Origin of the sequence: Streptomyces sp. NBC_00370 (genome assembly GCF_036084755.1) — a bacterium.
Taxonomy (GTDB): domain Bacteria; phylum Actinomycetota; class Actinomycetes; order Streptomycetales; family Streptomycetaceae; genus Streptomyces.
This window is the reverse complement of sequence record NZ_CP107968.1, coordinates 2,143,917-2,169,265: the sequence shown is the minus strand read 5'-3', so window position 1 is coordinate 2,169,265 and position 25,349 is coordinate 2,143,917. Positions and strand designations below refer to the sequence as shown.

Sequence of the window (25,349 nt, the reverse complement as noted above, 5' to 3'; positions counted from 1 at the left end):
GGGTTCAGCCCTCCGAAGGGGCGAGGCGCTTGAGCTCCGCCTCGGTCGACTTGAGCAGATCGGTCCAGGACGCCTCGAACTTCTCGACGCCCTCGTCCTCCAGCAGCTGGACGACCTCGTCGTACGAGATCCCCAGCTTCTCGACGGCCTCGATGTCGGCGCGCGCCTGGTCGTACGTGCCGCGCACCGTGTCACCGGTGATCGAGCCGTGGTCGGCGGTGGCGTCGAGCGTCGCCTCCGGCATGGTGTTGACCGTGTTCGGGGCGACCAGGTCGTCGACGTACAGGGTGTCCTTGTACGCCTTGTCCTTCACACCCGTGGAGGCCCACAGCGGACGCTGCTTGTTGGCCTGCGCCCGGTCGAGGGGCGCCCAGCGCTCGGAGCTGAAGACCTCTTCGTACGCCTCGTAGGCGAGCCGGGCGTTGGCCACGGCCACCTTGCCGCGCGCCGCCTTCGCCTCGTCCGTGCCCAGCGCGTCGAGCCGCTTGTCGATCTCGGTGTCCACCCGGGACACGAAGAAGGACGCCACCGAGTGGATCTTGGAGAGGTCGAGGCCGGCGGCCTTCGCCTTCTCCAGACCCGACAGGTAGGCGTCCATCACCTTGCGGTAGCGCTCCAGCGAGAAGATCAGCGTGACGTTGACGCTGATGCCCCTGGCGATGGTCTCCGTGATCGCCGGCAGGCCTGCCTCGGTCGCGGGGATCTTGATGAGCGTGTTCGGGCGGTCCACCAGCCAGGCGAGCTGCTTGGCCTCGGCGACGGTCGCCCGGGTGTTGTGCGCGAGCCGCGGGTCCACCTCGATCGAGACCCGGCCGTCCTGGCCGCCGGTCGCGTCGAAGGTCGGACGCAGGATGTCGGCCGCGTCACGCACGTCCGCCGTCGTGATCATCCGGACGGCTTCCTCGACGGTGACCCGGCGCGTGGCCAGGTCGGTGAGCTGGGTGTCGTACCCGTCGCCCTGCGAGATCGCCTTCTGGAAGATCGAGGGGTTCGTGGTCACGCCCACCACATGCTGCTGGTCGATCAGTTCGGCCAGATTGCCGGACGTGATCCGCTTGCGTGAAAGGTCGTCGAGCCAGATCGCGACGCCTTCGTCGGAGAGGCGCTTGAGTGCGTCTGTCATGAGAGTTGCATCTCCTACTGTCGTATACCGGCGTCAGCGCGCTGAGGCTTCAAGAGATTCCCGGGCCGCCGAGGCCACGGCTTCGGCGGTGAATCCGAACTCGCGGAAGAGCACCTTGCCGTCGGCCGAGGCACCGAAGTGCTCCAGCGAGACGATGCGTCCTGCCTCTCCCACGAACCGGTGCCAGGTGAGCCCGATCCCGGCCTCGACCGCCACCCGCGCCTTCACGGACGGCGGCAGCACCGAATCCCGGTACCCCTGGTCCTGCTCGTCGAACCATTCGACCGACGGCATCGACACGACACGCGCCGGGACACCTGCGGCCTGAAGCTGCTCGCGCGCCTCGACGGCGAGCTGCACCTCGGAGCCCGTGGCGATCAGCACGACCTGCGGCGCCGTCTTCTGTCCGTCCTGACCCTCGGCGTCGAACAGGACGTAACCGCCCTTGGCCGCGTCCTCGTTGGCCTCGTACGTCGGGACGCCCTGGCGGGTCAGCGCCAGACCGTGCGGCGAGCGCTTCGCGTGCCGCTTCAGGATCTCGCGCCAGGCGATCGCCGTCTCGTTGGCGTCCGCGGGCCGCACGATGTTCAGCCCGGGGATCGCGCGCAGCACCGCGAGGTGCTCGACCGGCTGGTGCGTCGGGCCGTCCTCGCCGAGACCGATCGAGTCGTGCGTCCACACGTAGGTGACGGGCACCTGCATCAGCGCCGCCAGCCTGACCGGCGCGCGCATGTAGTCGGAGAACACCAGGAAGGTGCCGCCGTAGATACGGGTGTTGCCGTGCAGCGAGATGCCGTTCATCGTCGAGCCCATGGCGTGCTCACGGATGCCGTAGTGCACCGTGCGGCCGTACGGGTCGGCGCCCGGCAGCGGGTTGTCCGCCGGGAGGAACGACGACGTCTTGTCGAAGGTGGTGTTGTTCGAGCCCGCGAGGTCGGCCGAACCGCCCCACAGCTCGGGGATGACACCGCCGAGCGCTTCCAGGACCTTGCCCGAAGCGGCGCGGGTGGCAACGGACTTGCCGGTCTCGAAGGCCGGCAGATGGCTCTCCCAGCCCTCGGGCAGCTCGCCCGCCCTGATCCGGTCGAACGTGGCGGCGCGCTCCGGGTTGGCGGTGCGCCACGCGGCGAACGACTTCTCCCACTCGCCGCGCACCTCACGGCCGCGGTCCAGCGCCTCGCGGGTGTGCGCGAGCACCTCGTCGGAGACGTCGAAGGTCTTCTCCGGGTCGAAACCGAGGACCTTCTTCGTGGCGGCGACCTCGTCCTCACCGAGCGCCGCGCCGTGCGCCGCGCCGGTGTTCTGCGCGTGCGGGGCGGGCCAGGCGATGATCGAGCGCGCCGCGATGAAGGAGGGGCGCTCGGTCTCCGCCTGCGCTGCCTTCAGCGCGTTGTACAGGCCGACCGGGTCGAGGTCGCCGTTCTCCTGCTGCTCGACGCGCTGGACGTGCCAGCCGTACGCCTCGTAGCGCTTGAGGGTGTCCTCGGAGACCGCGGTCTCCGTGTCGCCCTCGATGGAGATGTGGTTGTCGTCCCACAGCAGGACCAGATTGCCGAGCTTCTGGTGGCCCGCGAGCGAGGACGCCTCACCGGAGACACCCTCCTGGAGGCAGCCGTCACCGGCGACGGCCCAGATGGTGTGGTCGAACGGGGAGGTGCCCGGCGCCGCGTCGGGGTCGTAGAGACCGCGCTCGTAGCGCGAGGCCATCGCCATGCCCACGGCGTTCGCGACACCCTGGCCGAGCGGGCCCGTGGTGGTCTCGACGCCGACGGTGTGTCCGTACTCCGGGTGGCCGGGGGTCTTCGAACCCCAGGTGCGGAACGACTCCAGGTCGTCCAGCTCCAGGCCGTAGCCGGCCAGGTAGAGCTGGATGTAGAGGGTCAGAGACGAGTGACCGGCCGACAGGACGAATCGGTCGCGGCCGGTCCACTGGGCGTCGGCGGGGTCGTGCCGCAGAAGCTTCTGGAACAGCACATAGGCGGCAGGCGCCAGGCTCATGGCCGTACCGGGATGGCCGTTGCCGACCTTCTGTACGGCATCCATGGCCAGGACGCGGACGGTGTCGACTGCCCGACGGTCCAGATCGGTCCACTCGAGGTCTGTGGTGGTCGGCTTGGTGCTCACCCTGAGTCAGGGCTCCTCTCCACATGTCGAATCCCGGTGTCTGAGGGCGCACCGGTTCGTTGTTGAGCCTACCCTCGCGGTGCCGCCCGGCTTTTCGACTGCCCGTCGGTGAACAAGGGACACTGCCAGGGTGCCGCGCCGGGGCTCTCTTCGCCTCCCGGCGGCGGGTTCCGGCACCTCCAACACGAGCGCACCCCCGCGAAGAACGACCTATGGGCAACGTCTAGAGTGGCGTGGTAAGCGCGAGCCTTTACCGGGCCTTCACGTCCGGAGCTTGCTGAGATTTCTCTGTCAGGGGTATGCGTGACGGCCGTCGAGTCCCGACCCGCAGGGGTCGCCGCCTTGACTCCGAGCCCGAGGGGCCATCGGCCGTTCGGAGCCCGCGCCAAGGCATTCGTGGCACTGACCAAGCCACGGATCATCGAGCTGTTGCTCATCACCACCGTTCCGGTGATGTTCCTCGCCTCGCAGGACGTACCGGATCTCTGGCTGGTGCTCGTCACCTGCGTCGGCGGTTATCTCTCCGCCGGCGGCGCCAACGCGCTCAACATGTACATCGACCGCGACATCGACGCCCTGATGGACCGTACGTCGCAGCGTCCGCTGGTCACCGGCATGGTCTCGCCGCGCGAGTGCCTGGCCTTCGGTCTCGGCCTCGCGGTCTTCTCGACGCTGTGGTTCGGACTTCTGGTCAACTGGCTGTCGGCGGCGCTGTCGTTGGGCGCCCTGCTCTTCTACGTCGTCGTCTACACGATGATCCTCAAGCGGCGTACCTCGCAGAACATCGTGTGGGGCGGGATCGCCGGCTGCATGCCCGTGCTGATCGGCTGGTCCGCCGTCACCAACTCGGTGTCCTGGGCCCCGGTCATCCTCTTCCTGGTGATGTTCTTCTGGACGCCGCCGCACTACTGGCCGCTGTCGATGAAGGTGAAGGACGACTACGCACGCGTGGGCGTCCCGATGCTGCCGGTCGTCGCGTCCAATCGGGTGGTCGCCCGGCAGATCGTCGCCTACAGCTGGGTGATGGTCGCCGTCTCGCTGCTGCTGACCCCGCTGGGCTACACCGGCTGGTTCTACACCACGGTCGCGCTGGTCGCCGGCGGCTACTGGCTGTGGGAGGCGCACGGGCTGAACTCGCGCGCCAAGGCGGGCGAGGTGGGCGCCAAGCTCAAGGAGATGCGGCTGTTCCACTGGTCCATCACCTACGTCTCGATCCTCTTCGTCGCCGTAGCGGTGGACCCCTTCCTCCGATAACCCGTTCTACCGCCCGGTAGCATCGTCGGCATGGCTGAGACGGAGCAGGGCGACCAGGCGGGCAAGCCGGACCGGGCGGACGAGCCGGGCCAGGCGAACGAGTCGGGCAAGACCCAGGCGGACAAGGCGCTGGCCAGGCGCGAGGCGCGGGACGCCCGCAAGGTGGCCAGGCTCGCCAAGGAGATCAAGGCCTTCGGCGCGAAGCACGGCGGCGCCGAGGGGCATCTCGCGTACCTCGGCCAGGAGGGCACCCGTATCGTCCTCGTCGGCGAGGACGGCGGCTGGGGCGACCTGGTCGCCCCCACCCACGCCGTCGCGCTGAGCGCGGCCGAGAGCGCCGAGCTGACCCTCCACGAATCGTTCGACGGCGAGCTGGCCGCGAAGGTCAGCACAGGCCCGTACGAGTGGAAGCGGATGGCCGGCATCCAGCTCGGCCACTGACGCCGGGCCTCGTACGTCGGATACCGCGTACGTCGGGTACCGCGTACCGCGCGGGACGGAAGCGGCACCTGGGGCGCCACCGGAACGCGGCTCGGCCCGTTAGGACTGTACAAGCGGTCCACGACGGGAAACCCGATGATCGAAACAGCGTCCATGGTGGACCAGTACTGCCACGGAGTACTCCGTACGGAACTGGGCCTCGGCACCTTCGAGGCCCAGCTCGGCAGGACGGCGGGCGCCCCGGCCGCCGGCACCACCTTCTTCGACACCCAGACGGGGTTCGCCGTACGGCGCTGGTGCCCGCCGCTCCTCGGCCTTGAGCCGCACTGCGCGCCGGCCCGCTATCTGGCCCGCCGCCGTGAGCTGGGCGCCGCCGAGGCGGGCAGGCTGCTGCTGCGCGGGACGGGGATCTCCACCTATCTCGTGGACACCGGGCTGCCCGGTGATCTGACCGGGCCCGCCGAGATGGCCGTGGCGGGCGGCGCCGACGCCCGGGAGATCGTCCGGCTCGAACCGCTGGCCCAGCAGATCGCCGACACCTCGGGGTCCGTCGATGCGCTGCTCGCCAACCTCGCCGAGGCCGTGCACGCCGCAGCCGCTTCGGCCGTCGCCTTCATCTCCGTCACCGGGCTCGGCCACGGCGGCGCCCTGGCCCCGCAGCCGCCGGGGCCCGGCGAGGTCAGAGGCGCGGCGGGCCGCTGGCTCGCCGCGCGCTCGGCGGGTGACGCGGTCACCGACCCCGTACTGCTGCGGCATCTGCTGTGGACGGCCGTCGCGTCAGGACTGCCGCTGCAACTGCGCGTCGGCTCCTGCGAGCCGGTCCTGCTCCGGGACTTCGCCGAGGCGACGGAGGGGCTCGGCACCGATCTGGTGCTGCTCGGCGCGTATCCGCACCACCGTCAGGCGGCGCAGCTGACCGGGGTCTTCCCGCACGTGTACGCGGATCTGGGCCCCGTACTCGCGCACACCGGGGCGGGCGCCGCGGCCGTGCTCGCTGAGATCCTGGAACTCGCGCCGTTCGGGAAGCTGCTGTTCTCCAGCGGCGCGCGCGGGCTGCCCGAACTGCACGTGGTCGGGGCCCGGGTGTTCAGGGAAGCCCTCGCGCGGGTGCTGGGCGGCTGGGTCGCCGACGGTGCCTGGGCGATCGGCGACGCGCAGCGCGTCGCCGAGATGATCGCGTCGGGCAACGCCCGCCGGGTCTACCGGCTGCCGGACGCGGGACAGCCGGGCGGCGGTCCTTCAGACGGCGGGTGACAGCGCGGCGTCCGCCTGCGCGGGGATCTCGGCCGTGGTCACCGGGCGCTCGCGCAGACACATCCGCATCCGCAGCGTGCCGATCCACACCAGGGCCAGGCCGAACATATGCACGCCGACCAGGACTTCGGGCAGATCGGTCAGATACTGCACGTACCCGATGACCCCCTGGGCGAGCAGCACCAGCACCAGGTTGCGGGCGATCTTGCGGGTGTCGAGCGGGGCGTCGACGACCCGCAGCCCTACCCACATCGCGGCGGCCAGCGCGACGACCACGAACGCCAGCACCTCGTGCAGATGGACCGTGGCCACCCAGTCGAAGGGCATCCGCGGCACATCGCTGCTGTCGCCCGCGTGCGGTCCCGTGCCCGTCACGATCGTGCCCGCCGCCATCAGGAGCGCGGTGGCGACCAGCAGCACCGAGCAGAGCCGGAACAGCGGGCGCGGCACGCGCGGCCGCGGTGCGCCGTCGCCCTCACGGGTGCGCAGCCAGGTCAGCGTCGCGACGGTCAACAGTCCGAGGGCGGCGAGGAGATGGCCCGCCACGGTCCACGGGTTGAGGCCTGCCAGGACGGTGATGCCGCCGAGCACGGCGTTGCTCATCACCAGCCAGAACTGCGACCAGGCGAGCCGGGTGAGCGGGCGCCGCCGGGGCTTGGCCGCCCGCGCGGCGATGATCGCCCAGCCGACGGCCGCCGACAGGACGTACGTCAGCATCCGGTTGCTGAACTCGATCGCGCCGTGGATCCCCTGCTCGGGCGTGGCGACCAGGCTGTTGTCCGTGCACTTGGGCCAGGTGTCGCAGCCGAGTCCCGAGCTGGTCAGCCGGACGGCGCCGCCGGTGACGATGATGGCCACCGACATCAGTACGGCGGCGAGCGCGGCGCGCTGGAGCGTACGGGGCGAAGGCGTCCACCGCTGGGCGATATAGGCGAGGGGGGTCAACACGGCAACTATCGTAGGCGCGAGCTTGTGCAGCTTTTCACGAGGGGTCCCCGGGCCACCGTCACCCGCTCACTCCCGGCCGTCCGTACCCGCTCACTCCCAGCGGAAGAACGTGGCAGCGGCGCCGAGTCCGACGGCGGCCCACACGGCGAGGATCCCGAGGTCGCCCCACGGCATCGCGGCCCCGTGCTGCAGGACGTCCCGCAGCCCGTCGGAGAGCGCGGAGATCGGCAGCAGGTCCAGCACCGCCCGCGCCCCCTCGGGGAACTTGTCCAGCGGCACGATCACCCCGCCGCCCACCAGGAGCAGCAGGAAGACCAGGTTCGCCGCGGCCAGCGTCGCCTCGGCCCTGAGCGTGCCCGCCATCAGCAGACCGAGCCCGGAGAACGTGGCGGTGCCGAGGACGAGCAGCAGCAGGACGGCGAGCGGATTGCCGTGCGGCGACCAGCCGAGCAGCAGCGCGATGACCGCGAGCAGCACCACCTGAAGCACCTCGGTGACCAGGACGGCGAGCGTCTTCGCCGTCATCAGGCCCCACCGGGGGAGCGGCGAGACGGCGAGCCGCTTCAGCACCCCGTAACGGCGCTCGAAACCGGTGGCGATGGCCTGCCCGGTGAACGCTGTGGACAGCACGGCGAGCGCGAGGATGCCGGGCGCCAGGAAGTCCACCGACTTCGCCGCGCCGGTGTCGATGATGTCGACTGTCGAGAAGAGGACCAGCAGCAGCGAAGGGATGATCACGGTCAGCAGCAGCTGCTCCCCGTTGCGCAGCAGCAGCTTCGTCTCGAACAGCGTCTGCGCGCCGATCATGCGGCCGAGCGGGGCCGCGCCGGGCGCGGGGGCGTACGTACCCGTACCGCCCGCCGTGGTGGTACCCGTGCTCATCAGCGCAGCTCCTTGCCGGTCAGTTCGAGGAAGACGTCCTCCAGCGTGTGCCGCTCGACGGAGATCCCGGCGGCCATCACCCCGTGCTGCGCGCACCAGGAGGTGACCGTGGCCAGCAGCTGCGGATCGATCGTGCCGCTGATCCGGTAGACGCCGGAGCTGAGCTCGTCGGCGGCCGAGCCGTCGGGCAGCGCCTTCAGCAGCGAGCCGAGGTCCAGCCCGGGGCGGCCGGTGAAGCGCAGGGTGTTCTCGGCGCCGCCCCGGCACAGCGTCTCGGGGCTGCCCTGGGCGACGGCCCGGCCCGCGTCGATGATCACGACGTCGTCGGCCAGCTGCTCGGCCTCGTCCATGAAGTGCGTGGTCAGTACGACACCGACGCCGTCGGCCCGCAGCTCGCGCACCAGCTCCCAGGTGGCGCGCCGGGCCTGCGGGTCGAGTCCCGCCGTCGGCTCGTCGAGGAAGACCAGTTCGGGGCGGCCGACGACGGCGAGCGCCAGGGCGAGCCGCTGCTGCTGGCCGCCGGAGAGCCTGCGGTACGTCGTACGGCCGCAGCTGTCGAGGCCCAGCCGCTCGATGAGGGCGTCCACGTCCAGCGGACGGGCGTGCAGTCGCGCCATGTGGCGGAGCATTTCCTCGGCGCGCGCTCCCGAGTACACGCCGCCGGACTGGAGCATCACGCCGATACGCGGCCGGAGGGCCACCGCTTCCGTCACCGGGTCGAGGCCCAGCACCCGTACCGTGCCCGCGTCGGGTCTGCGGTAGCCCTCGCAGGTCTCGACCGTGGTCGTCTTGCCGGCCCCGTTGGGACCGAGGACGGCGGTGACGGTGCCGGCCCGTACCAGCAGGTCGAGGCCGTTCACCGCCGTCTTGTCGCCGTACCGTTTGACCAGTCCGCGAACCTCGACGACGGGGTCTCCGGAGGCCCGGCCCGCGGCTGAACCGCTGTCGGGCAGTGAGCCACCCGGGTTGACGCTGCGCATGCCGGGAAGTCTAGGCAGCCTTTCGGGGGGCGGGACCCGCGGGGCCGAAAGCCGCTTCAACCGGGCGCCGGAGCGGCTCCGGGCGGGCGGCAAAGCCGCTCCCACCGGGCAGTACGGGTGCGAATTAGGTAACCCTAAGTGATACAGCGCACCTCAGGTCGGGCCGGGTCGCGGTTGTCAGGGCCGAGGGAATTACGCAACAATGGCGTTGTGAAATACGTTGGCGAGGCTCCCCAGGAGGAACTCGCGACCGGTGAGCACTCCACTCGCAACCGTGTCGCGCGCTCCATCCTGGACCACGGCCCGTCCACCGTCTCCGATCTGGCGGGGCGCCTCGGGCTCACCCAGGCGGCCGTCCGCCGTCATCTCGACGCGCTCGCGGCCGACAACGTCGTGGAACCGCGCGAACAGCGCGTCTACGGCTCGCGCGGCCGTGGCAGGCCGGCCAAGGCGTTCGCCCTGACCGACTGCGGCAGGGACGCCTTCGACCAGTCGTACGACAAGCTGGCAGCCGAGGCGCTGCACTGGATCGCGCAGGCGGCCGGCGGCGGGGAACAGGGCGAGGCGGCCGTGGCCGCCTTCGCCCGTGCCCGGATCGCCGGCCAGGCCGAGGCGTACCGCGCGGCGGTCGAGGCCGCCGCGCCCGACCGGCGTACCGAGGCGCTCGCCAAGGCGCTGAGCACCGACGGGTACGCTGCCGCGGCGCGCTCCGCGCCGAACAGCCAGGGCGAGCAGCTCTGCCAGCACCACTGCCCGGTGGCCCATGTCGCCGAGAAGTTCCCGCAGCTCTGCGAGGCCGAGACGGAATTCTTTTCCGAGCTTCTCGGTACGCATGTGCAGCGACTGGCCACCATCGCCCACGGCGACGGGGTCTGCACGACCTTCATTCCCCGCTCCACCCCACAGACCACCGATCACGCAACTGAAAGCACAGCCGGGAGGAACCCCGCATGACGCTCCCCACAGAGACCGCCCATCCTGAGCTCGACGGTCTGGGTACGTACGAATTCGGCTGGGCCGACTCCGACGCCGCCGGCGCCGCCGCCAAGCGCGGACTCTCCGAAGCTGTCGTCCGCGACATCTCGCAGAAGAAGAACGAGCCGGAGTGGATGCTGAAGCTGCGGCTGAAGGGCCTCAAGCTCTTCGGCAAGAAGCCCATGCCGAACTGGGGCTCCGACCTGTCGGGCATCCACTTCGACAACATCAAGTACTTCGTGCGGTCCACCGAGAAGCAGGCCGAGTCCTGGGAGGACCTGCCGGAGGACATCAAGAACACGTACGACAAGCTCGGCATCCCCGAGGCGGAGAAGCAGCGCCTCGTGGCCGGCGTCGCCGCCCAGTACGAGTCCGAGGTCGTCTACCACCAGATCCGCGAGGACCTGGAGGAGCAGGGCGTCATCTTCAAGGACACCGACACGGCGCTGCGTGAGAACCCGGAGCTGTTCGAGGAGTACTTCGGCACGGTCATCCCGGTCGGCGACAACAAGTTCGCGTCGCTGAACTCGGCCGTGTGGTCCGGCGGCTCCTTCATCTACGTGCCGAAGGGTGTGCACGTCGACATCCCGCTCCAGGCCTACTTCCGTATCAACACGGAGAACATGGGCCAGTTCGAGCGGACGCTGATCATCGTCGACGAGGACGCCTACGTCCACTACGTCGAAGGCTGCACCGCCCCGATCTACTCCTCGGACTCGCTGCACAGCGCCGTGGTCGAGATCATCGTCAAGAAGGGCGGCCGCTGCCGCTACACGACCATCCAGAACTGGTCGAACAACGTCTACAACCTGGTCACCAAGCGCGCCGTGGCGTACGAGGGCGCGACCATGGAGTGGGTCGACGGCAACATCGGCTCCAAGGTCACCATGAAGTACCCGGCCGTCTACCTGATGGGCGAGCACGCCAAGGGTGAGACGCTGTCCATCGCCTTCGCGGGCGAGGGCCAGCACCAGGACGCCGGCGCCAAGATGGTCCACATGGCCCCGAACACCTCGTCGAACATCGTCTCCAAGTCGGTGGCCCGCGGTGGCGGCCGTACGTCCTACCGGGGACTGATCGAGATCGGCGAGGGCGCCGCGGGCTCCAAGTCCAACGTGCTCTGTGACGCGCTGCTGGTCGACACGATCTCCCGCTCCGACACGTACCCGTACGTGGACGTGCGCGAGGACGACGTGTCGATGGGCCACGAGGCGACCGTCTCCAAGGTCTCCGAGGACCAGCTCTTCTACCTGATGAGCCGGGGCATGACGGAGTTCGAGGCGATGGCGATGATCGTGCGCGGCTTCGTCGAGCCGATCGCCAAGGAGCTGCCCATGGAGTACGCCCTGGAGCTCAACCGGCTGATCGAGCTGCAGATGGAAGGCTCGGTCGGCTGACCTCAGCCACCGCCCCCGCGCCACCCGCCCCCGTGCCCGCGGCGCCAACCGATTCCCTTTCCCCAGAGGCAGAGAGAGAGCACGACGACAGCCATGGCTGAGGCTCAGAACATTCCGGCGGGTTCCACCACTGCCGGTTCGATCGCGGTGGCCGCCGAGTCGACCGTCGCCACGCGCACGAGCGCGCCCCCCTCCTACGACGTGGCGGACTTCCCCGTCCCGCACGGCCGTGAGGAGGAGTGGCGGTTCACGCCGCTGGAGCGGCTGCGCGGGCTGCACGACGGCACGGCGGACGCGACAGGCTCGGCCCTCACGGTCGAGGTGACGGCCCCCGAAGGCGTCGTCGTGGAGACCGTGGGCCGCGACGACCCGCGGGTCGGCAAGGCCGGCACCCCGGCGGACCGGGTGGCCGCGCAGGCGTTCTCCTCGTTCGAGAAGGCGTCGGTCGTCTCCGTACCGAAGGAGACCGTGCTGACCGAGCCGGTCAGGATCGCCGTGCACGGCGCCGGCGGGGTCGGCTACGCCCACCAGATCGTGGAGCTCGGCGCCTTCGCCGAGGCGGTCGTGGTCATCGACCACACCGGCGACGCCACGCTCGCCGGCAACGTCGAGTACCTCGTGGGCGACGGCGCCAAGCTGACCGTCGTCTCCGTCCAGGACTGGGACGACAAGGCCGTCCATGTCGCCCAGCACAACGCGCTGGTCGGCAGGGACGCCTCGTTCAAGTCGATCATCGTCACCTTCGGCGGCGACCTGGTACGGCTCCACCCGCGCGTCCAGTACGCGGGACCCGGCGGCGAGGCCGAGCTGTTCGGCCTGTACTTCACCGACAAGGGCCAGCACCAGGAACACCGGCTGTTCGTCGACCACAACGCCCCGCACTGCAAGTCGAACGTGGCCTACAAGGGCGCTCTCCAGGGCGCGGACGCGCACGCCGTATGGATCGGTGACGTCCTCATCCGGGCCTCGGCCGAGGGCACCGACACCTACGAGATGAACCGCAACCTCGTCCTCACGGACGGCGCGCGGGTCGACTCCGTGCCGAACCTGGAGATCGAGACCGGCGAGATCGCCGGCGCCGGACACGCGTCGGCGACCGGCCGGTTCGACGACGAGCAGCTCTTCTACCTGATGGCGCGCGGCATCCCGGAGACCGAGGCGCGCCGCCTGGTCGTGCGCGGCTTCTTCGCCGAGCTGGTCCAGCACATCGGCCTTCCCGACGTCGAGGAGCGGCTGCTCGCGTCGATCGAGAAGGAGCTGGAGGCAACGGTCTGATGGCCTTTGTCCGTGTCTGCGGTCTGGGCGAGCTGGAAGAGGACACCCCGACCCGGGTGGAACTCGACGGCACGCCCGTCGCCGTCGTCCGTACCGAGGGCGAGGTGTTCGCGATCAACGACATCTGCTCGCACGCGAACGTGTCGCTCTCGGAGGGCGAGGTGGAGGACTGCATGATCGAGTGCTGGCTGCACGGCTCCAGCTTCGACCTGCGTACCGGAAAGCCGTCGAGCCTCCCCGCGACGCGCCCCGTCCCCGTATACCCCGTACAGATCCAAGGGGACGATGTGCTCGTCTCCGTCACCCAGGAGTCCTGAGTCACCCATGGCAACCCTTGAAATCAACGACCTGCACGTCACCGTCGACACGGAGAACGGCCCCCGCGAGATCCTCAAGGGCGTCGACCTGATCGTCAAGCAGGGCGAGACCCACGCCATCATGGGCCCCAACGGCTCGGGCAAGTCGACCCTCGCGTACTCCCTCGCCGGCCACCCCAAGTACACGATCACGGGTGGCGTCGTGACGCTGGACGGCGAGGACGTCCTGGCGATGACCGTGGACGAGCGGGCGCGCGCGGGTCTTTTCCTCGCGATGCAGTACCCCGTCGAGGTCCCCGGCGTCTCCGTCTCCAACTTCCTGCGCACCTCGGCGACCGCCGTACGCGGCGAGGCCCCCAAGCTGCGGACGTGGGTGAAGGAGGTCAGGGAAACCATGGAGCGCCTCCAGATGGACCCGTCCTTCGCCGAGCGCAATCTCAACGAGGGCTTCTCCGGCGGCGAGAAGAAGCGCCACGAGATCCTTCAGCTCGAACTGCTCAAGCCGAAGATCGCGATCCTCGACGAGACCGACTCGGGCCTCGACGTGGACGCGCTGCGTGTCGTCTCCGAGGGCGTCAACCGCGTCCGCGAGAGCGGCGAGGTCGGCACCCTGCTGATCACGCACTACACGCGGATCCTGCGCTACATCAAGCCCGACTTCGTCCATGTCTTCGCGCAGGGCCGCATCGCCGAGTCCGGCGGCGCCGAGCTGGCCGACAAGCTGGAGAACGAGGGCTACGAGGCGTACGCGAAGGGAGGCGTCAGCGCGTGACACAACTTCCGGATCTGCTCTCAGTGCGGGACCGCCTGCTCGACGAGGCGATCCGCAAGGACTTCCCGATCCTCGACCGGGTGATCCACGACGACAAGAAGCTCGTCTACCTGGACTCCGCGGCCACCTCGCAGAAGCCGCGTCAGGTGCTCGACGCCTTGAGCAACTACTACGAGCAGCACAACGCGAACGTCCACCGCGGGGTGTACACCATCGCCGAAGAGGCGACGGCGCTCTACGAGGGCGCCCGCGACAAGGTCGCGGCCTTCATCAACGCGCCCAGCCGCGACGAGGTGATCTTCACCAAGAACGCCTCGGAGTCGCTGAACCTGGTCGCCAACATGCTGGGCTGGGCCGACGAGCCGTACCGCGTGGACGACTCGACCGAGATCGTCATCACGGAGATGGAGCACCACTCCAACATCGTGCCGTGGCAGCTGCTCGCGCAGCGCACGGGCGCGAAGCTGAAGTGGTTCGGCATCACCGACGACGGTCGGCTCGACCTGTCGAACATCGACGAGATCATCACGGAGAAGACGAAGATCGTCTCCTTCGTCCTGGTCTCCAACATCCTGGGCACCCAGAACCCGGTCGAGGCGATCGTCCGCCGCGCGCAGCAGGTCGGCGCGCTGGTCTGCATCGACGCCTCGCAGGCCGCCCCGCACCAGCTGCTGGACGTCCAGGCGCTCCAGGCCGACTTCGTGGCGTTCACCGGGCACAAGATGACCGGGCCCACCGGCATCGGCGTGCTCTGGGGCCGCCAGGAGCTGCTCGACGACCTGCCGCCGTTCCTCGGCGGCGGCGAGATGATCGAGACCGTGACGATGAACTCGTCCACGTACGCCCCCGCGCCGCACAAGTTCGAGGCGGGTACGCCCCCGATCGCCCAGGCCGTCGGCCTCGGCGCGGCCGTGGACTACCTCTCGGCGATCGGCATGGACAAGATCGCGGCGCACGAGCACGCGATCACCGAGTACGCGCTGGAGCGGCTGCGGGACATCCCGGGACTGCGGATCATCGGCCCGACGACGGCCGAGGACCGGGGCGCCACGATCTCGTTCACGCTGGGTGACATCCACCCGCACGACGTGGGCCAGGTCCTGGACGAACAGGGCATCGCGGTCCGGGTCGGCCACCACTGCGCGCGGCCGGTCTGCCTGCGGTACGGAATTCCTGCGACCACGCGAGCGTCGTTCTATCTGTACTCGACACAGAGCGAGGTCGACGCGCTGGTCGACGGTCTTGAGCACGTCCGCAACTTCTTCGGATGAGACCTCGTCGGACAAAGGACTGACACGTGAAGCTGGATTCGATGTACCAGGACGTCATCCTGGACCACTACAAGCACCCCCACGGGCGCGGTCTGCGGGACGGCGACGCCGAGGTGCACCACGTCAACCCCACCTGTGGTGACGAGATCACGCTGCGCGTGCGGTACGACGGGTCGCGGATCGAGGACGTCTCGTACGAGGGCCAGGGCTGCTCGATCAGCCAGGCCAGCGCGTCCGTACTGAACGACCTGCTGGTCGGCAAGGACCTGGCGGAGGCGCAGAAGATCCAGGGCGCCTTCCTGGAGCTGATGCAGTCCAAGGGGCAGCTGGAGCCGGACGACGCGATGGAGGAGCTGCTGGAGGACGCGGTGGCGTTCTCCGGCGTCTCGAAGTACCCCGCACGCGTCAAGTGCGCCCTGCTGAGCTGGATGGCGTGGAAGGACGCGACGGCCCAGGCACTGGGCGACACCGACACGGCGCACAAGGAGACCGCATGAGCGAGAACGAGACCCTGACCATGAAGCCGGCCTCGGAGGACGAGGTCCGCGAGGCGCTGTACGACGTGGTCGACCCCGAACTGGGCATCGACGTCGTCAACCTGGGCCTGATCTACGGCATCCACATCGACGAGTCCAACATCGCCACCCTGGACATGACACTGACGTCGGCGGCCTGCCCGCTGACGGACGTGATCGAGGAACAGGCCCAGACGGCGACGGAGGGCATCGTCAACGAACTCAAGATCAACTGGGTCTGGATGCCCCCGTGGGGCCCGGACAAAATCACGGACGACGGCCGCGAACAACTCCGCGCGCTGGGCTTCAACGTCTGACGCCACCCCCGCCCGTGCCAAAGGCGCGACGCACCCCTCACAAGGGGCGCGCCGCGCCTTTCCGCGTCACCGGACGCACCGGGCGACGGCAACCCCCGTACGGGAGGAAGGCTGACTGTGGCGCGCACCGAGTATTACGACGAGCCGAACGCGCCCGAGCCGAACGGCATGGTCGTGGCCGCGTCCGCCGTCGTCAGCGATGACCACGGGCGCATCCTCCTCCAGCGGCGCCGCGACAACGACCTGTGGGCGCTGCCGGGCGGGGTTATGGAGCTGACCGACTCCCTGCCGGGCACGGCCGTTCGTGAGGTCAAGGAAGAGACGGGCCTCGACGTCGAGATCACCGGCCTGGTCGGCACGTACACCGACCCGAAGCACATCATCGCCTACACCGACGGCGAGGTGCGGCGACAGTTCAACGTCTGCTTCACCGCCCGCGTCACCGGCGGCCGGCTTGCGATCTCGGACGAGTCCACCGAACTCCGGTTCGTGCCGCCCGAAGAGTTCGAGCGACTTCCGATGCACCACACTCAACGGCTCAGGCTCCAGCACTTCATGGAACAGCGCGAAAGGCCCTACCTGGGATAATCCGGCTGATGGCAGCAGCCGGGGGAAGGGGATTTCGGGATGCGGTTGATCGGCGTCGAGGTCGGATTCTTCGAGGACCGCGACGACGAAGAGGTTCTTGTCGTGGGGATCGCCGGGGTCGATGGCGGTGGTGTGGCGAGGTCGTTCGTGGTCCAGCGGTCCACCTATGAGCCCGAGGAGCAGGACATTCGGTCGGGGATGGATTCCTACTGCGTTTCGACCGAACTGGGCCACACGGCTTACGGCTGTCTGTGCGGCGTGCGGGTTACTGATTCGCTGCTCACCCTGGAGTTCACCGACAAGGGTGCGGAGATCCTTGAGATTCCGACTGTGGTGGACGCGTCCCTGGGCGGGTCGGGGATCGACCGGGCGACCTTGTCCAGGAAGCTTCGCGAGGTTGTGGACTGGGGGGCCAGCGAAAGGCGGCCGGAGTTTGTCGGGCCGTGTGTGTGAGTCGGCATGGCGGGGGGTCAGGGGGCGGGCAGACTGGACGTATGGGTGTCTCCTGCTACCAGCTCGTGATCGACGCGCACGATCTGCCCTCGCTCGCCCGCTTCTGGGTCGGGGTGCTGGACTGGCAGGTGGTGTTCGAGGCCGACGACGAGATCGTCATCGGTGCGGACGCTGCCGCGCTGCCCGGGATCTGTTTCGTGCCGGTGGGTGAGCGCAAGGCCGTCAAGAACCGGCTGCATATCGATCTGTCGCCCGACGACCAGGCCGCCGAGGTCGAGCGGATCATCGCGCTCGGTGCGCGGCGGGCCGATGTCGGGCAGGGGGAATCGGCGACCTGGGTCGTCCTCGAAGATCCTGAGGGCAATGAATTCTGCGTGCTGAGTCCGAAGAGCTCACTGCTCGACTGACCGGGGCCTGACCGGGGCGCTGCTCCGTCCTTCGTGTTCGCCGCTGAGTTCCGCGTCGAGGGTTTCCTGGGCCACCCGCATCGTCTCGGCGTACGCCGGGTCCTGGAGGCGGTCCTTGATACGCCCCCCGCGCCGGCCGAAGGCGTCGTCGGCCAGGGCCGTGACCACCTGGCCGCCCGCGGCGACGGCCCGGGTGAACGCCGTGTCCGCGTCGGCCACGAAGACCCGCAGCAGGCTCGGGGTGCGGGGCCAGGTCGGGTGGCGGTCGAAGGCCAGGACGACGGTGTCGCCGACGCGGATCTCGGCGTGGCCGATCAGGCCGTCCTCGGTCGGCACCCGGCCGAGTTCTTCGCCGCCGAACGCCTGGCTGACGAAGTCGAGGAAGGCCTCCCGGGTCGTCGGTGACGACCCAGGGCGCGACGGTGGTGTAGCCGGTCGGCGCGGCGCTGGTCTGCTCGGGCATCGCGGTCGCGGTCCTTTCGCTGGTGTCGGTCGGTCGGCAGGCAGCGACGGTAGGCGTCAACTAGGCCAGTTCCTGGCCTAAGGCCGTCGGCAGTGGTGTGTACAGGTGTACACAGCGATGCGTACACTCGTACACATGGGATACGGACTGCTCGCCGCCGCCATCGCCGCCGAGGTGGCCGGGACGACCGCGATGAAGTACAGCGACGGGTTCACCCGGCTCTGGCCCTCGCTGATCACGCTCGCCGGGTACGTACTGGCGTTCACCCTGCTCGCGCAGACCCTCAAGACGCTGTCCGTCGGCACCGCCTACGCGATCTGGGCCGGGTCAGGGACCGCGGTGATCGCGCTCATCGGGATGGTCTTCCTCAACGAGTCGACCAGCCTCGTCAAGATCGCGGGGATCGTGCTCGTGATCGTCGGGGTCGTCGTGCTCAACCTCGGCGGGTCGCACTCATGACCCGGCGTCATGACCCCGACCGTCGGCAGCGGATCATCGACGCGGCGATTCGTGTCGTCGGGCGCAGCGGGATCGCCGGGCTCAGCCACCGGACCGTCGCCGCCGAGGCCGACGTACCGCTCGGCTCCACCACGTACCACTTCGCCTCCCTCGACGAACTGCTCGTCGCCGCGCTGCGCCAGGCCAACGAGGGGCTCGCCGCCGAGATACGGGGGAGTGACGCTCTTACCGGGCCCGAAGGGGACCTCGCGGGGCAGCTCGCCCGGCTGATCGGGCGGTGGCTGGGCCGCGACCGTACCGGCGTGGAGCTGGAGTACGAGCTGTACCTCGCCGCCCTGCGCAACCCCGCGCTGCGGCCCGTCGCCGCCGAGTGGACCGACGGGGTCTCCGAGATCCTGGCCCGGCGCACCGACCCCGCGACAGCGCGGGCGCTGGTCGCCCTGCTCGACGGCATCTGTCTCCAGGTGCTGCTCACCGACAGCGCGTACGACGAGGACTACGCGCGCGCCATGCTCGGCCGGTTGATTCCGTAGGGATCGGCCGGGGACGGCTCGCGCCCCCGGCGGTAGGTTTGAGCGGTGAGCATGCCACCCCCGGACTCCGTCGACCCGATGGACGCCATAGGCCCCGTCGGTCCTGTCGATACCGTCGATACCGTCGACCCCGAGATCACCTACGCCGAGTGCCGGCAGTGCGGCACGCTCATCGCCGGGCTCGACGGCCGCTACAGCTGCGGGGTCTGCGGCTGGGTCAACCACCACTCCGAGGGGCACCGCGCGCTGCCGCGCGCCGAGGACGACGTCGACCACGCCGACGGCAGGGGCGCGGGCAACCGGCTGGGCTGAGGCGCGCCGCCGCTGCGTGAACCCACTTCGCCTCATCGGGGAACAGCGGGTGAAGGCGTCACCCCGCAGCGACCACGGAGGCACCGTGACCGGACCACCCGACGACGACGCGGCGATCATCAGCCAGTCCGTCGAGCAGCCCGAACTGTTCGGGATCGTCTACGACCGGTACGCCGCCGACATCCACCGGTACGCGACGCGCCGCCTCGGCGACAGTCACGCCGACGACCTGACCGCCGAGACCTTCCTCGTCGCCTTCCGGGCCCGGCAGCGCTACGACACGGCCCGGCGCAGCGCCCGGCCCTGGCTGTACGGGATAGCCGCCCACCTCATCGGCAAGCACCGCCGCGGCGAGGTGCGCGCGCTGCGGGCGCTGGCCCGTACGGGAGTTGACCCCGTCGTCGAGTCGTGGGCCGACAGCGCCGACAGCCGGGTGACCGCGCAGTCGGCGCAGGCGTCGCTCGCGGGCGCGCTGGCCGGGCTGTCGCCCGGCGACAGACACGTGCTGCTGCTGATCGCCTGGGCGGATCTCAGCTACCAGGAGATCGCCGACGCGCTCTCCATCCCGCTCGGCACCGTCCGGTCCCGCCTCAACCGGGCCCGCCGCAAGGTCCGTACGGCGCTCGGCGACAATCCCCTGCCCTTGAACGACGCCGTGGAGGCGATCCGACATGGATGATCTGACCGCCGTACGAGAGTTCAGGTCCGGGGCGCCGGAGGCGGACCGCTCGCGGCTTGCCCCCGGACGTCAGCGGCTGCTCGACACAGCGCACCAGGGGCGGCGCGGCTACTCGCCGCGCCACGACTGGCGGTTGGCCGTGATCGGCGCGACCACCGCCGTCGCGCTGGCCGCCGTGGTGGGGGTGCGGGTCGCCGACGACAGCGGGTGGGGGGTCGCCGACCGCAGCGCGGCCGCGCCGGCGGATCCGGCCCGGCTCAGTGCCGCGACGGTGCTGAACCGCGCGGCGGACGCCGCGGCGAAGGCTCCGGCGCCGCATCCGGCCGACGGGCAGTGGACCTACACGCAGACCGTCGAGATCGTGCGCACCAACGGTGTGACGAGCAGCCCGGAGAAGCACGAGCAGTGGCGCATGTACCGCGACCCCGCGCTCGACCTCGACAAGACGACGGGCGACGCGTCGCCGCTGCGGACGTACCAGCTGCTCGCCTCCCTGCCGGCCGACCGGTCCGCCGCGCTTCGGCGGATCGGCGCCTTCTACCGGGACAAGCAGGGGGCCAAGACCCCTTCGGCGACCGACGAGCAACTGGGGAGCCAACTGCTCGGCACGCTGGTGTCCGTCTACCCCGCCCCGCCGCGCGGCCTTTCCCGCGTCTACCGGATGCTGGCGGCGACGCCCGGCCTGACCACGGAGCGGACCGTCGACGCCGCGGGCCGCGACGTCATCGCCGTCCACCCGGCCAAGGACGATCCGCGCAGTCTGCTCCGCACCGAGACGCTCTACGACGCGACGACGTACGTCTACGCGGGGACGCGGCACATCGTGGCCAGGGAAGTGCCCGACATGACCGCCAACGACCCCGGCGCGCCGCGCGACCCGTGGCACAAGGGGCAGCTCATCAGCTCCGAGGCCGTCGTACGGCAGGCCCTCGTCGACCACCAGGACCAGCGCCCCTGACCGGCGCGCGCCTGATCAGGCGCTGAGACCGGTTCGCCCGGTGGTGCGCGCAGCCGTTAGGTTTCGGGTATGACCGACACGACTCCTCGTACCACCGGCGCCGTCGCCGCCGGACTCGCCACCGTCGCCGCCGACGGCACCGTACTCGACACCTGGTACCCCGCCCCCGAGCTGTCCGCCGAGCCCGGCCCCGCGGGCACCGAGCGGCTGTCCGCCGAGCGCGCCGTCGAGCTGCTCGGGGACGGGGCCGCCAAGGCCACCGGGCCCGACGCGCGGCGCGGGGTCGAGGTCGTCGCCGTCCGTACGGTCATCTCCTCGCTCGACGACAAGCCGCTCGACGCGCACGACGTGTATCTGCGGCTGCACCTGCTCAGCCACCGGCTGGTCAAGCCGCACGGGCAGAACCTCGACGGGCAGTTCGGCCTGCTCGCCAACGTCGCCTGGACCTCCCTCGGTCCGGTCGCCGTCGACACGCTGGAGACCGTACGGCTCAACGCCCGCGCCGAGGGGCTGCATCTGCAGGTGACCTCGGTCGACAAGTTCCCGCGTATGACCGACTACGTCGCCCCCAAGGGCGTCCGGATCGCCGACGCCGACCGGGTGCGGCTCGGCGCGCATCTCGCGGCCGGTACGACCGTGATGCACGAGGGCTTCGTCAACTTCAACGCCGGCACGCTCGGCACGTCGATGGTCGAGGGCCGGATCTCCGCGGGCGTCGTCATCGGTGACGGCTCGGACATCGGCGGCGGCGCCTCCACCATGGGCACGCTGTCCGGCGGCGGTACCGAGCGCATCGTCATCGGCGAGCGCTGCCTCATCGGGGCCGAGGCGGGCATCGGCATCGCGCTCGGTGACGAGTGCGTGGTCGAGGCGGGCCTGTACGTCACGGCCGGTACGCGCGTGACGCTGCCGGACGGCCAGATCGTCAAGGCGCGGGAACTGTCCGGTGCGAGCAACATCCTCTTCCGCCGCAACTCGGTCTCCGGCGCGGTCGAGGCGCGGCCGAACAACGCGGTCTGGGGCGGTCTCAACGACGTGCTCCACAGCCACAACTGAGCGCGGGCGGCCCCCGCCCCGCTGAGGTGGCGCCCCCGCCCTCAGAGGTGGCGGGTCGCGTGCAGCAGTTCCCCGTACGCCAGCAGCAGCCCGTCGGCCGTCTCCCGGCCGGCGGGCCGCAGCGGTTCGCGTACCGGGCCCGCCGGCAGCCCGAGGCCGTCGAGCAGCGCCTTCGCCGTGACCGTGCCCGGCAGCCCTGACGCCATCATCAGCTCGACGAGCGGCAGGGTGAGCTGGTTGAGCCGTACGGACTCGGCGTGCGCCCCCGCGTCGTACGCGTCGACGGCGGCGCGCAGCTGCCGGGGCGCGACGTTCGCGACGGTGCTGACGAAACCGGCGCCGCCGACCGCGTACAGCGGCAGGTTCAGCTCCTCGCTGCCCGCGTAGTAGGCGAGTGAGCTCCGGGCGATCACCGAGGAGCTGGCGAGCAGGTCGGACGCGCAGTCCTTGACGGCGACGATCCGTGGATGCCGGGCGAGCCTGAGCAGCGTCGCGGGTTCGACGCGGGTACCGGTGCGCGCCGGGATGTCGTACAGCATCAGGGGTACGCCCGCCGCGTCCGCGATCCGCAGGAAGTGCGCCTCGACGTCGGCCTGCGGCGGCCTGCTGTAGTACGGGGTGACGACCAACAGCCCGTCTGCGCCCGCCTGTTCGGCCTCCCGGGCCAGGGCGAGCGTGTGCCGGGTGTCCGCGCTGCCGACGCCCGCGACGACATGGGCGCGGTCACCGACCTCCTCGCACACCGCGCGCACCAGCGCGGTCTTCTCCGCGTCGGTGGTGGTGGGGGACTCGCCGGTGGTGCCGTTCAGGACGAGCCCGTCGCAGCCTTCGGCCACCAGATGGCCGGCGAGCTTGCGGGCGCCCGCCAGGTCGAGTTCGCCGGCGGCGGTGAACGGGGTGACCATCGCGCACAGGGCGCGGCCGAACGGGCGCGGAGTCGTCGGCGGGCTCGACAGCGGAGTCGTCGGAGTCGTCATGGCCGCAGTGTCCGCCCGCCCATGGTGAAGGTCCACTTAGATTCGCTTGCCGGGAGGGTGAAGCAACGCTGAAAGGTCGGGCATGCGCGGAATCCGGCCGACTGTGCCGGTATCGCCCGCGTACCCGGCCGGCCGCGCAGTACCGTACGGCTGTTCATGGACCACGGGGCCCGCGCCGGCCGTCAGTGGGGACTGTCAGTGGGGACTGGTCCAATGAGGAGCATGGAGCGTATGAACACCGAACACGCCGACCCCTGCGAACTCGAAGCGCTGCGCGCCGCCTTCGAGCCCGAACATCGCAGGCCGCCGCTGGGTGCGCAGGCCGTCGCCGCCTTCGAGCGGGAGCATGCGGTGGCCCTGCCGGAGCCCTACCGCACACTGGTGGTGGAGATATGTGACGGCTGCGCGCGCGGCCCCGCCGACATCGACGGGCTGATACCGCTGGCGGCGCTGCCCGCCGACTGGGGCTGTGACCAGACGCAGCGAGTGCTGAGCAGGCCCTTCCCGCTCACCGCGCCCTGGGTGTGGGAGGACGACCCCCGGCCGTACGAGGAGATAGAGCCGCTCATCGACGACGTGAGCAACCACGGCAGCGTGGTGCTGGGCACCGGCGGCTGCGGTCTGTACTGGCACCTGGTCGTCACGGGACCGCAGCGTGGCCGGATCTGGCAGATCAGCGACGTGGGCGCGGCGCCCGCCCGCGAACACCCGGCCGACGAAGAGGGCTTCGCCGGCTGGGTGTCGCGCTGGCGGTCCGTCAGGGGCGGAAGCGCAGCACCTGCGGGTCGTGGTCCGAGTCCTGCTGGGCGAATTCCGCGTTGATGTGCACGCTGTCGTAGCTGTAGTCCTCGACGGCGGGGCTGGTCAGGATCTGGTCGAGCACCTGGCTGTTGCCCTGGTAGACGTACGTGTAACGCTCCAGCGGCGCCAGTGAGTCGATCGCCGACGTCAGCAGCCCGCCCTTGGTGAGCGCCTTCACGGTGTTCGAGAACTGGAAGTCGTTCAGGTCGCCGAGCACCAGCACCTGCGCGTTCTTGTCCGCCTTGTGCAGGTCCTTGACGAAGGAGTTGACCGCCTGCGCCTGCAGGAGCCGCTGCGCCTCGGACGAGCGCGGCACCGGCTGATGCTGCGCGGTCAGGCTCTCGTCGCCGCCCTTCGAGGTGAAGTGGTTGCTGACGAGGAAGACGTTCTGCCCGCGGAAGGTGAACTCACCCACGAGCGGCTTGCGGCTGGCCTGCCAGGCCGGGTCGGCCGGGTCGATACGGCCGGGGGAGAGGGTCAGTCCTGCCTTGCCGCCCTTGGTGACGACCGCGGTCGGCGTCGTCGCGTCGGCCGTACCGCTGTCGACGAAGGAGACCCGCTCCGGGTTGAAGAGGAAGCCGTTGCGGATGTTGCCGCCGGGCTCGCCGCCGTCCTTGTCGTTCTCCGGGTCGACCGAGCGCCACTCGTAGGCGGGGCCGCCCGCGGCGACGATCGCCTCGGTGAACTTCTTGACCGTCTCGGTGGCGGAGACCGTACCGTCGTCCGTGGCGCCGCTGTTGTCCTGGATCTCCTCCAGGGACAGGACGTCGGGCGAGGAGAGGTTCTTCACCACGGCTGCGGCCAGTGAGTCGAACTTCGACTGCGGGTCGTCGGCGGCCAGGTTCTCGACGTTGTACGTGGCGACGGCCAGCTCGCCGTCCTTCTGCGCCCGGGTCGTCTCGCGCTTCAGACCCTTGTCGACGAGGGTGCCGAGCGTACGGGCGACCAGCGTGTAGCCGCCGAACTGGTTGAAGTCCAGGGGGCCTTCGGTGGTGCCCTTCAGCGAGTCGCCCACATTGGCGGTGGGGAACGGGCTGTCGGTGCTGAGGGCCGTCTGCTGGATCTGCAGCCGGCCGGTGTTCTGTGAGTCGTACGAGCCGTAGACCGTGCCGCCGCGCTTGGCGTTGTTCTCCTGCGGCTTGACCGTCACCCACAGCTCGTCGTACGCGTCGGTCGCGCCGACCACGCGCGAGGTGCCGACGCTGACGTTCATGCTCTCCAGCGACTCGTAGTAGTCGAGGGCGTAGTCGCGGGGCTTGAGGCGCAGTCCGTTGATGCTGTTGCCGGTGTCGGGCGTACCCGTCGGCGCGTAGGCGGCGGGCACCGACTTGGCCTTGATCTGGACCGGGGCGGGCACCTTGTTGCCGGAGGAGACCACGGTCACCTTCGGCGCGGTCAGCTCCGTGACCGACTGGCCGCCGGCCGCAGCGCCGCCGGGCACGAACTCACTGACCGTCGCGTTGACCGTGACCGAATCGCCCACGGCGACCGTCGGGTTGGAGCTGGTGTAGACGAACACGCCCTCGCTGGTGGCGGCGTCGTTGTCCGGCTTCGGGTCCTGGAGCCAGAACCCCTTCGAGCTGCCGTAGGCGCGCACACCGGTGACGATGCCGGGGACGTTCGTGACAGGGGTGCCGACCAGCGGGGATATCCGGGTGTTGCCCTGGATGCCGTGGATCCGTACACCCGCCACCGCGGCGGACGTGCCGGCGGAGGCGGGGCCGGCGGCGACGATCAGCCCCGCGGCGAGGGCGAGGGCGACAAGGGTCGGTACGGCGGCCGATCTCGGTACGGAAGCAGGCATCACAGAACTCCGAG

The 25,349-nt window shown here is 70.1% G+C and carries 28 protein-coding genes and 1 pseudogene; 21 read left to right on the top strand and 8 right to left on the bottom strand.

From position 1 onward, the window contains the following. Nucleotides 1-4: 4 nt before the first annotated feature. Nucleotides 5-1,123, bottom strand: a complete 1,119-nt coding sequence (tal, locus tag OHS57_RS09425; RefSeq protein ID WP_041990941.1) for a transaldolase — start codon at nucleotides 1,121-1,123, stop codon at nucleotides 5-7. 33 nt (nucleotides 1,124-1,156) lie between these two features. Beyond that, entirely contained in the window at nucleotides 1,157-3,247 is a 2,091-nt protein-coding gene (tkt, locus tag OHS57_RS09420; protein ID WP_328581622.1) for a transketolase, read from the bottom strand. A 303-nt stretch (nucleotides 3,248-3,550) separates the two neighbouring features. Between tkt and OHS57_RS09415 the strand changes: the two genes are divergently transcribed. From OHS57_RS09415 to OHS57_RS09405, 3 genes are all read left to right on the top strand, one after another. Then, nucleotides 3,551-4,501, top strand: coding sequence for a heme o synthase (locus OHS57_RS09415; RefSeq protein WP_041990944.1), 951 nt, complete (start codon nucleotides 3,551-3,553; stop codon nucleotides 4,499-4,501). 30 nt (nucleotides 4,502-4,531) lie between these two features. Continuing rightward, the gene (locus tag OHS57_RS09410) at nucleotides 4,532-4,942 is read left to right on the top strand and encodes a hypothetical protein (RefSeq protein ID WP_241778628.1); all 411 of its coding nucleotides are present in this window, start codon (nucleotides 4,532-4,534) and stop codon (nucleotides 4,940-4,942) included. Nucleotides 4,943-5,077: 135 nt separating this feature from the next. Continuing rightward, complete coding sequence (locus OHS57_RS09405; RefSeq protein ID WP_328581621.1) at nucleotides 5,078-6,196, top strand: amidohydrolase; 1,119 nt, start codon at nucleotides 5,078-5,080, stop codon at nucleotides 6,194-6,196. Here OHS57_RS09405 and OHS57_RS09400 read toward each other — a convergent pair. Genes OHS57_RS09400 through OHS57_RS09390 form a run of 3 tightly spaced genes read right to left on the bottom strand, consistent with a single transcriptional unit; the run spans nucleotide 6,182 to nucleotide 9,006 of the window. Beyond that, nucleotides 6,182-7,174 (bottom strand): COX15/CtaA family protein, encoded by a 993-nt coding sequence (locus OHS57_RS09400; protein ID WP_198533424.1) that lies wholly within the window; start codon nucleotides 7,172-7,174, stop codon nucleotides 6,182-6,184. The two genes, OHS57_RS09405 and OHS57_RS09400, sit on opposite strands and share 15 nt — an antisense overlap. A 60-nt stretch (nucleotides 7,175-7,234) precedes the next feature. Beyond that, complete coding sequence (locus tag OHS57_RS09395) at nucleotides 7,235-8,026, bottom strand: ABC transporter permease (RefSeq protein ID WP_041990952.1); 792 nt, start codon at nucleotides 8,024-8,026, stop codon at nucleotides 7,235-7,237. Next, on the bottom strand, nucleotides 8,026-9,006 hold the full coding sequence (locus OHS57_RS09390) for an ABC transporter ATP-binding protein (RefSeq protein WP_328581620.1): 981 nt from the start codon (nucleotides 9,004-9,006) through the stop codon (nucleotides 8,026-8,028). The genes OHS57_RS09395 and OHS57_RS09390 overlap by 1 nt, the downstream gene beginning before the upstream one ends. 210 nt (nucleotides 9,007-9,216) lie before the next feature. Between OHS57_RS09390 and OHS57_RS09385 the strand changes: the two genes are divergently transcribed. The 11 genes from OHS57_RS09385 (at nucleotide 9,217) to OHS57_RS09335 (ending at nucleotide 17,293) form a co-directional block, all read left to right on the top strand. Next, complete coding sequence (locus tag OHS57_RS09385) at nucleotides 9,217-9,960, top strand: helix-turn-helix transcriptional regulator (RefSeq protein ID WP_041990956.1); 744 nt, start codon at nucleotides 9,217-9,219, stop codon at nucleotides 9,958-9,960. Continuing rightward, nucleotides 9,957-11,378, top strand: coding sequence for a Fe-S cluster assembly protein SufB (sufB, locus tag OHS57_RS09380; RefSeq protein ID WP_041990958.1), 1,422 nt, complete (start codon nucleotides 9,957-9,959; stop codon nucleotides 11,376-11,378). Before OHS57_RS09385 ends, sufB begins: the two co-directional genes overlap by 4 nt. A 93-nt stretch (nucleotides 11,379-11,471) precedes the next feature. After that, nucleotides 11,472-12,653, top strand: a complete 1,182-nt coding sequence (sufD, locus tag OHS57_RS09375) for a Fe-S cluster assembly protein SufD (protein WP_041990960.1) — start codon at nucleotides 11,472-11,474, stop codon at nucleotides 12,651-12,653. Continuing rightward, the gene (locus OHS57_RS09370) at nucleotides 12,653-12,970 is read left to right on the top strand and encodes a bifunctional 3-phenylpropionate/cinnamic acid dioxygenase ferredoxin subunit (RefSeq protein WP_041990963.1); all 318 of its coding nucleotides are present in this window, start codon (nucleotides 12,653-12,655) and stop codon (nucleotides 12,968-12,970) included. Before sufD ends, OHS57_RS09370 begins: the two co-directional genes overlap by 1 nt. A 7-nt stretch (nucleotides 12,971-12,977) precedes the next feature. Beyond that, a complete protein-coding gene (sufC, locus tag OHS57_RS09365; RefSeq protein WP_041990965.1) occupies nucleotides 12,978-13,742 on the top strand; it encodes a Fe-S cluster assembly ATPase SufC in 765 nt (254 codons plus the stop codon). Continuing rightward, nucleotides 13,739-15,013 (top strand): cysteine desulfurase, encoded by a 1,275-nt coding sequence (locus OHS57_RS09360; RefSeq protein ID WP_041990966.1) that lies wholly within the window; start codon nucleotides 13,739-13,741, stop codon nucleotides 15,011-15,013. Before sufC ends, OHS57_RS09360 begins: the two co-directional genes overlap by 4 nt. A 26-nt stretch (nucleotides 15,014-15,039) precedes the next feature. Then, nucleotides 15,040-15,510 carry a Fe-S cluster assembly sulfur transfer protein SufU gene (sufU, locus tag OHS57_RS09355; RefSeq protein ID WP_041990969.1) on the top strand — a complete coding sequence of 157 codons (471 nt, stop codon included), beginning with the start codon at nucleotides 15,040-15,042 and terminating at the stop codon, nucleotides 15,508-15,510. Further along, nucleotides 15,507-15,845, top strand: a complete 339-nt coding sequence (locus OHS57_RS09350) for a metal-sulfur cluster assembly factor (RefSeq protein ID WP_041990971.1) — start codon at nucleotides 15,507-15,509, stop codon at nucleotides 15,843-15,845. The genes sufU and OHS57_RS09350 overlap by 4 nt, the downstream gene beginning before the upstream one ends. A gap of 117 nt (nucleotides 15,846-15,962) precedes the next feature. Beyond that, the gene (locus OHS57_RS09345; protein ID WP_328581619.1) at nucleotides 15,963-16,433 is read left to right on the top strand and encodes an NUDIX domain-containing protein; all 471 of its coding nucleotides are present in this window, start codon (nucleotides 15,963-15,965) and stop codon (nucleotides 16,431-16,433) included. A 39-nt stretch (nucleotides 16,434-16,472) separates the two neighbouring features. Beyond that, a complete protein-coding gene (locus tag OHS57_RS09340) occupies nucleotides 16,473-16,886 on the top strand; it encodes an Imm10 family immunity protein (protein ID WP_328581618.1) in 414 nt (137 codons plus the stop codon). 41 nt (nucleotides 16,887-16,927) lie between these two features. Next, complete coding sequence (locus OHS57_RS09335; protein WP_328581617.1) at nucleotides 16,928-17,293, top strand: VOC family protein; 366 nt, start codon at nucleotides 16,928-16,930, stop codon at nucleotides 17,291-17,293. Here the strand turns inward: OHS57_RS09335 and OHS57_RS09330 are convergent. Next, nucleotides 17,279-17,756: pseudogene (locus OHS57_RS09330) on the bottom strand (VOC family protein). The gene OHS57_RS09335 and the pseudogene OHS57_RS09330 sit on opposite strands and share 15 nt — an antisense overlap. Before the next feature lie 135 nt (nucleotides 17,757-17,891). Here OHS57_RS09330 and OHS57_RS09325 point away from each other — a divergent pair. The 6 genes from OHS57_RS09325 (at nucleotide 17,892) to dapD (ending at nucleotide 21,753) form a co-directional block, all read left to right on the top strand. Further along, nucleotides 17,892-18,215, top strand: a complete 324-nt coding sequence (locus OHS57_RS09325) for a DMT family transporter (protein WP_328581616.1) — start codon at nucleotides 17,892-17,894, stop codon at nucleotides 18,213-18,215. Then, nucleotides 18,212-18,748, top strand: a complete 537-nt coding sequence (locus OHS57_RS09320; RefSeq protein ID WP_328581615.1) for a TetR/AcrR family transcriptional regulator — start codon at nucleotides 18,212-18,214, stop codon at nucleotides 18,746-18,748. Before OHS57_RS09325 ends, OHS57_RS09320 begins: the two co-directional genes overlap by 4 nt. A gap of 51 nt (nucleotides 18,749-18,799) precedes the next feature. Next, on the top strand, nucleotides 18,800-19,060 hold the full coding sequence (locus OHS57_RS09315) for a hypothetical protein (protein ID WP_443043067.1): 261 nt from the start codon (nucleotides 18,800-18,802) through the stop codon (nucleotides 19,058-19,060). An 85-nt stretch (nucleotides 19,061-19,145) separates the two neighbouring features. Beyond that, nucleotides 19,146-19,739 (top strand): RNA polymerase sigma factor, encoded by a 594-nt coding sequence (locus OHS57_RS09310; protein ID WP_328581614.1) that lies wholly within the window; start codon nucleotides 19,146-19,148, stop codon nucleotides 19,737-19,739. Continuing rightward, on the top strand, nucleotides 19,732-20,697 hold the full coding sequence (locus OHS57_RS09305; protein ID WP_328581613.1) for a CU044_5270 family protein: 966 nt from the start codon (nucleotides 19,732-19,734) through the stop codon (nucleotides 20,695-20,697). The genes OHS57_RS09310 and OHS57_RS09305 overlap by 8 nt, the downstream gene beginning before the upstream one ends. Nucleotides 20,698-20,766: 69 nt before the next feature. Continuing rightward, nucleotides 20,767-21,753: a 2,3,4,5-tetrahydropyridine-2,6-dicarboxylate N-succinyltransferase gene (gene dapD, locus OHS57_RS09300; protein WP_328581612.1), complete on the top strand. Its 987-nt coding sequence runs from the start codon at nucleotides 20,767-20,769 to the stop codon at nucleotides 21,751-21,753. 41 nt (nucleotides 21,754-21,794) lie between these two features. Here the strand turns inward: dapD and dapA are convergent, their stop codons facing one another. Further along, on the bottom strand, nucleotides 21,795-22,730 hold the full coding sequence (gene dapA / locus OHS57_RS09295; RefSeq protein WP_328581611.1) for a 4-hydroxy-tetrahydrodipicolinate synthase: 936 nt from the start codon (nucleotides 22,728-22,730) through the stop codon (nucleotides 21,795-21,797). A gap of 231 nt (nucleotides 22,731-22,961) precedes the next feature. Here dapA and OHS57_RS09290 point away from each other — a divergent pair, with 231 nt between their 5' ends. Further along, nucleotides 22,962-23,552, top strand: a complete 591-nt coding sequence (locus tag OHS57_RS09290) for an SMI1/KNR4 family protein (protein WP_328581610.1) — start codon at nucleotides 22,962-22,964, stop codon at nucleotides 23,550-23,552. Here the strand turns inward: OHS57_RS09290 and OHS57_RS09285 are convergent. Then, nucleotides 23,488-25,335: an endonuclease/exonuclease/phosphatase family protein gene (locus tag OHS57_RS09285; protein ID WP_328581609.1), complete on the bottom strand. Its 1,848-nt coding sequence runs from the start codon at nucleotides 25,333-25,335 to the stop codon at nucleotides 23,488-23,490. The genes OHS57_RS09290 and OHS57_RS09285 overlap by 65 nt on opposite strands. Nucleotides 25,336-25,349 lie beyond the last annotated feature (14 nt).

Coding starts and splice junctions, on each gene's coding strand:
- tal (WP_041990941.1), bottom strand. CDS start 1,123: ATGACAGACGCACTCAAGCGCCTCTCCGACGAAGGCGTCGCGATCTGG.
- OHS57_RS09410 (WP_241778628.1), top strand. CDS start 4,532: ATGGCTGAGACGGAGCAGGGCGACCAGGCGGGCAAGCCGGACCGGGCG.
- OHS57_RS09405 (WP_328581621.1), top strand. CDS start 5,078: ATGATCGAAACAGCGTCCATGGTGGACCAGTACTGCCACGGAGTACTC.
- OHS57_RS09395 (WP_041990952.1), bottom strand. CDS start 8,026: ATGAGCACGGGTACCACCACGGCGGGCGGTACGGGTACGTACGCCCCC.
- OHS57_RS09390 (WP_328581620.1), bottom strand. CDS start 9,006: ATGCGCAGCGTCAACCCGGGTGGCTCACTGCCCGACAGCGGTTCAGCC.
- sufB (WP_041990958.1), top strand. CDS start 9,957: ATGACGCTCCCCACAGAGACCGCCCATCCTGAGCTCGACGGTCTGGGT.
- sufD (WP_041990960.1), top strand. CDS start 11,472: ATGGCTGAGGCTCAGAACATTCCGGCGGGTTCCACCACTGCCGGTTCG.
- OHS57_RS09370 (WP_041990963.1), top strand. CDS start 12,653: ATGGCCTTTGTCCGTGTCTGCGGTCTGGGCGAGCTGGAAGAGGACACC.
- sufC (WP_041990965.1), top strand. CDS start 12,978: ATGGCAACCCTTGAAATCAACGACCTGCACGTCACCGTCGACACGGAG.
- OHS57_RS09350 (WP_041990971.1), top strand. CDS start 15,507: ATGAGCGAGAACGAGACCCTGACCATGAAGCCGGCCTCGGAGGACGAG.
- OHS57_RS09340 (WP_328581618.1), top strand. CDS start 16,473: ATGCGGTTGATCGGCGTCGAGGTCGGATTCTTCGAGGACCGCGACGAC.
- OHS57_RS09335 (WP_328581617.1), top strand. CDS start 16,928: ATGGGTGTCTCCTGCTACCAGCTCGTGATCGACGCGCACGATCTGCCC.
- OHS57_RS09325 (WP_328581616.1), top strand. CDS start 17,892: ATGGGATACGGACTGCTCGCCGCCGCCATCGCCGCCGAGGTGGCCGGG.
- OHS57_RS09320 (WP_328581615.1), top strand. CDS start 18,212: ATGACCCGGCGTCATGACCCCGACCGTCGGCAGCGGATCATCGACGCG.
- OHS57_RS09315 (WP_443043067.1), top strand. CDS start 18,800: ATGCCACCCCCGGACTCCGTCGACCCGATGGACGCCATAGGCCCCGTC.
- OHS57_RS09305 (WP_328581613.1), top strand. CDS start 19,732: ATGGATGATCTGACCGCCGTACGAGAGTTCAGGTCCGGGGCGCCGGAG.
- dapD (WP_328581612.1), top strand. CDS start 20,767: ATGACCGACACGACTCCTCGTACCACCGGCGCCGTCGCCGCCGGACTC.
- dapA (WP_328581611.1), bottom strand. CDS start 22,730: ATGACGACTCCGACGACTCCGCTGTCGAGCCCGCCGACGACTCCGCGC.
- OHS57_RS09290 (WP_328581610.1), top strand. CDS start 22,962: ATGAACACCGAACACGCCGACCCCTGCGAACTCGAAGCGCTGCGCGCC.
- OHS57_RS09285 (WP_328581609.1), bottom strand. CDS start 25,335: ATGCCTGCTTCCGTACCGAGATCGGCCGCCGTACCGACCCTTGTCGCC.